Annotated in this window: 5 protein-coding genes; 2 read left to right on the forward strand and 3 right to left on the reverse strand. The window is 50.3% G+C overall.

Features of this window, described 5'->3' with window-relative positions; all coding sequences use genetic code 11:
- Positions 1 to 1,328 (reverse strand): hypothetical protein (locus GF404_08145; protein MBD3382153.1); only part of this gene is annotated, 1,328 nt, incomplete at its 3' end.
- Between the two features lie 236 nt (positions 1,329 to 1,564).
- On the opposite strand from GF404_08145, the gene GF404_08150 reads away from it, so the two are divergent.
- Complete coding sequence (locus GF404_08150) at positions 1,565 to 2,950, forward strand: MATE family efflux transporter (protein MBD3382154.1); 1,386 nt, start codon at positions 1,565 to 1,567, stop codon at positions 2,948 to 2,950.
- Positions 2,937 to 3,737, forward strand: coding sequence for a methyltransferase domain-containing protein (locus GF404_08155; protein MBD3382155.1), 801 nt, complete (start codon positions 2,937 to 2,939; stop codon positions 3,735 to 3,737). Before GF404_08150 ends, GF404_08155 begins: the two co-directional genes overlap by 14 nt.
- On the opposite strand, the gene GF404_08160 is transcribed toward GF404_08155, so the two are convergent.
- Positions 3,738 to 4,532, reverse strand: coding sequence for a type III pantothenate kinase (locus GF404_08160; protein MBD3382156.1), 795 nt, complete (start codon positions 4,530 to 4,532; stop codon positions 3,738 to 3,740).
- A 93-nt stretch (positions 4,533 to 4,625) separates the two neighbouring features.
- The coding region (locus GF404_08165; protein MBD3382157.1) for a prohibitin family protein at positions 4,626 to 5,445 on the reverse strand (820 nt) is incomplete at its 5' end.

Consider the following 5,445-nt stretch of genomic DNA (forward strand, 5'->3'; position numbering starts at 1 on the left):
GAGGTGATAGCCTGGCTGTCGTGCACGAAGAAATCGTATGAAATGCCATGGGTTTTATGTTTGCTGATAAGCAGGGGACTTTCAGGAACACTGATATCGACGACATCGAAATGCCACAGGCTCTCGAGTATGTATAGCTGGTTACTAAAAACAGCTACATCCTGCGTGCTGTGTGCCAGTTGATAAACATCCAGCACTGACGGGCAGGTCGGTATTGCCAGCGAAAAACAGTTGACCTCATCATAGCCGAGTCCATACAGGTAATCATCTATTAACTGATAGGTATGAGAAAACTCCGACCAACTGCAGATCAGAGATGGATTTTGTGGATCGGAATAACTGAAGGAACAGGACGAACCGATAGCGCCTATGTATCCGATACTGTCCTTTACGGTAACTGCCAAATGCATGTATCCGCCCTTATCAAATACAGCCAGCGAATCCGGTAAGTTCGGTGTGCTGATATCGTATATATAAGTGCCCCCTGTATAACCGGCCACAAACATCAGGTTTCCGTCGACATCCAGCCCCCTGACATCGTGATCGATCGGGATTCCACCACTGCCAACCGGTGCCCATGGATCACTTATATCTATGATCAGGATGTAGTCGTAGCCGACCAGGTAGAGTTCGTTTTCCTCGGCATGAATGAAGCTGACACCGTCACTCAAATCGACCGAGGTGACGATTTCGGGCTGAACCGGATCAGAGAGACTGTAGACCAAAAGACCATAGCTCCTGATAATATATGCCAGGCTGTCGCGGATATAAATATCGTTGTAACCGAAAGATGTGTCCAGGCGTCCCACCGAATCCGGGTTTTCCGGATCGGAGACATCGACTATCGCGATCCCATCTCCCGACTGTGCCAGGTAAATGTAATCATCGTACTTCGCAATTTTTCGACTACTTACACCAAAGTAGAGACAACTGACGCTGTCAATCGCCGAGGGATCGCTGATATCGAATACCATCAGGCCATTGTAATCGACGCTATAGAGGTAGTCGCCGTCTATACAAAAATCCAGCATCCCCGACCAGTTGAGACTCGCTAGATACGTCAGACCGGTATCCGCTCGTTCGAACAGGAGATCATCCTGATTCTCAAGCACAAGATCATCCATCTGCTTCATTTCCATATATTTTTTATGCAGATCGTAAGCAACCGGATCAGAACTTGATTCAACAGAAAAATCTGATGCAAAAAGTGAAACGCCTGATACCAAAAACAAGAATGTGATTAGAAATAAGGTAACCCGATTCATAAGAAACCTCCCTGCAGGATGTAATCCCCGTATGACTTCAAGAATCCCTTTCAGTCCACGCATTGGGATAGAATGAGTTAATGATGTGGTTTTGACTCGCCCGTTACAGGTTAGTGCTTATTATATAATGCTTCCGCAGAACTGAACTGTCAAGAAAATTGATTTGATTTACCTTCTGTTTCTCAATCTCAAGTGCCTCATAACAGGGTTTTGTAAGTACTTACCTACTGCGTCCTGTGTGTCTGCACAGGCTTTAAATCGAATTGACTTATCTCTCCCATGTGGTATCTTCCGATCTTATGACGAACAGTGAGCTCAGACGGCATATCTTCAGGCTGGCATGGCCGATTGTAATCTCAATGGTCCTGATTCGCGGAGTCGGCATCGCGGATGTCATAATCATCGGTCAAACCGGCAAGAATCCTCTGGCGGCGATTGGGCTCGGACAGCAGATCACATTTCTTGGGATGGCGCTGGCTTATGCCCTTTCGGTCGGTGTCAATGTCCTGGTGTCATATTATACAGGCGCAAATAAACCTAAGCGGCGCACCAGGGTGATTAATACCTCGGTCTGGCTGGCTGTCGCGGTCGGTGTAGTGATGCTTGTTCTGGGCAATTTGCTTTCTCGGCCGGTGGCACGTTTTATGGGCGCGGAGGCCGAAGTTCTCGAGCTGGCCTGGGATTACCTTAAGCTGATCTGGACTTTCTATACATTCAGAGTATTCGTGTACACCCTCACCATGATCTTTCAGGGCACGGGCGATTCACGCACACCGATGTATGTCGTCACTGTGACCAATCTCGTCCACATAGTCCTTGCGTATGTTTTAGTCTATGGTAAACTCGGCCTGCCGGAGATGAGTGTGGAGGGTGCCGGATATGCGACCGTGGTGTCAGACCTGATGGGATGCCTGATGCTGTTCTTTATCGCCATGCGGCGGGGTCTGATTCGCTTTTCAGCCGGCTGGATGCGCAAAAAAGACCTGCTTCGATTGTTTAAACTCGGACTTCCGGTAGCCGGTGAAAGGGCCCTGGTGTCTTCCGGAATTGCACTTTACCAGGCGATCGTTTTGCACTATTCTGTCGCGGCCTATGCCGCAACGCAGATCGTGATCAATATTGAAGCTTTTTCTTTTCTGCCGGGGATCGCATTCATGCAGACGGCACAGATCATGGTCGGCCAGAACCTGGGAGCGCGAAAAATGGACCAGGCTGTCCGCTCCGGATACCAGGCGCTGTGGATACCCGGTATATTCATGACGCTGTTGGGCGTTTCGTTTTTGTTGATTCCATCGATCTGGGTACATATGTTCACCAGCGATCCGGAAGTAGTCCCGCTCGGGATTATAGTCTGCCAGATGGCGGCATTCATGCAAACCCCTCTGGCATTGACAATGGTCTTCGGAGGCGGACTGCGCGGCGCGGGTGAAACCCGCTGGGTCATGTACATTACATTCATAGGTGCGTGGGGCGTGCGCCTGTCGGTGGCCCTGCTGGCGGCTTATGTTTTCAAAACCGGCATATTCTGGGTCTGGTTTGCAATGTTCGCCGACTGGGCGGCACGGGCTGTGCTGATGTTCTGGCGATATCGCAAAGGAGGATGGAAACTGGTTGAAGAAGATGATGATGACGATGATGAAACTGAAATTAAACCTGTAAGCGGGGGATACAATGTCAAAAAATAAGCTCTACCTGCATCCGAAGTATTATGACATAGCATTTGATTTTCGCGACCTGAACAAGGAAAGCCGCTTTTTGATAGAAGTCTTCAGACGAATCCAGGGGCGCAAACCGAACTCGGTGGTCGATATCGCCTGCGGGCCGGGCTACCACGCGATCGAGTTTTCACGAAAACAGCATATCGACTATTCTTACGGACTGGATTTGTCTCCACAGATGGTGCGCTACGCACGCAAAAAGAACAAATGGATGCGGGGCGAGGCGGAAATCCTCGAGGGCGACATGATCGATTTCAAGCTTCCCAAAAAAGTCGATCTGGCGCTTTGTATGATCGCCTCGATTCATATGCTGACCTCGGTCGACGATATTTTGACCCATCTCGATTCAGTCGCCCGCAACCTCAAATCAAAAGGGCTCTACGTGATCGAGATGCAGCACCCGCGCGACAATTTCGAGGAGCAGGAAGACGATACCAATATCTGGGATATGGAAGACGAGGATGGAACAAAAGTATTCGTTCAATGGGGAACCGAAGAAGATCCCTTCGATCCCATTACCCAGGTTCATCAGACAAAAGTCACGATGCAGATATCAGAGAAGGGCAAGAAACGCCGGAGCCATGTTTTTACCGATCCCTACCGGATACTGCCCTACCAGGAATTCCAGTTGCTGGTGCGTTTGAATAACAAATTCGATTATCTCGGTTCCTACGGCAAATTCAACCTGCGCAAAAAGCTCGACAACTCGGAATCGAGCTGGCGCATGATCGCGGTTCTTCAAAAGAAACGTTGATTATTTGGTGAGGATCCTGTAGGCCAGCGCGAGCCCGTCCAAAACCAGCGAGGGATTGACCTCGTCGATCATATCAGTATGTTCGGCGATCATCGGGGCCAGCCCGCCGGTCGCGACTACGAAAAAGCTGGTCTTCTGCTCCTCCGTTATTCGTGCCAGTAAACCCTCGATCATAGCAACAGTGCCGTACAGGAGTCCGGACTTGATTGATTCTTCGGTCGTACGCCCGACAAAACTTTGGGGTGGTTTAAGATCAACATTGAAGAGCTGGGCGGCCCGTCGCGACAATGACAAGGCCGAGGTCTGAAGACCGGGACAGATCACTCCCCCCAGGTATTCGCCTTTTTTTGTGACGACATCGATCGTTGTCGCAGTGCCGAAATCTATAATTATGCAGGCTCTCCGGTGGCTGTTATATGCCGCCAGCGCTCCCACCACGCGGTCGGTGCCGACCTCTCTGGGATTGTGGTAGAGATTGACAATCCCGAGTTGTAATTCTCCCGACACCAGAAGCGGTTCTTTATCATAATAGGCATGCGCCATCTCGACCAGACGCGGAGTCAGGCCGGGCACGACTGAACCGATTACGATTGCCTCGATATCGTCTCTGCCACGCCCGCTTCGTTTAAGAAACCAGTCCAGCGCACGGGCGCACTCGGCCGAAGTACCCAGCTCGTTCGATGTAAACCGGGCATCGGCGATAAGAACATCATGTTTGTACAAGCCGAAAACGGTATTGGTATTGCCACAGTCGATCGCGACCAGCATGATTGAGCGCTCCTTTCGAACTGCCACAAGATGCAGTCATCAGGCTCATTCTGTCAACAGCTTTTGCCACAAAAAAACGCCCGCGGACAGGCGGGCGTTTGAATTTGAGCAGGATTGTGTTTAGTGACCGCCTAAAATAATCGGCAGACCATCGGAGGCATTTCCGATTATAACGGTCTTGGCGTTGGTCGAAGTGGCTAAATCCTCGGTCGCCTCTATACCCTTCCAGCGCAGGAAGTCTTTGGTCAGGCCGGCCGAGACGATCTGCTGGAACTTGCGGATACCCTCGGCTTCGATGACTTTTCTTTCGGCCTCCTGCTTTTCTTTCATCAAAGTAAATTCCATTCTCTGCTGTTCCTGGTCGGCTGCAAGCTTGTCGTTGATAGCATCCGAAATCCGTTTAGGCAAACTCACATTTCGGACAATCGCGTTATCGACGTTGACGAATTTGCCGGCTGTCAATGAATCCATCGCCTTGACGATCGAACTGGAGATTTCCTCGCGCTTGGTGGAATAGATCTCCTCCGGTTTGTAGCGTCCCACGATAGTACGGGCGATGCCTCGCAGAGCCGGTGCTACCACAACATTATAATAGTTCGGACCGACAGTAACCTGCAGGCTGTCCAGTTTTTTGACCACCGGACGATACCAGATAGAAACCTCGAGTTGAATAGTGGCACCATCAGACGAGAGCACATCCAGAATCTCCTGCTTCTCCTGGAGCTGTGTCTTGTAGACATAGAATGAATTCCACGGGAAATGCCACTGGAAGCCCTCGGTGTAAATCTTGTCCATCTCAGTTCCACCCTGGAACTTGAGGTACTTGACTCCATGGTGGCCCGATGGAACCTGTGTTCCGCAACCGGTGAAGACCACCGGGAGCATAAACATTACGAACATCAGAACCAAAAGCGAACTGCGGCGGATAGTTTTCTTCTGC

This window comes from Candidatus Zixiibacteriota bacterium, assembly GCA_014728145.1.
GTDB lineage: Bacteria > Zixibacteria > MSB-5A5 > JAABVY01 > JAABVY01 > WJMC01.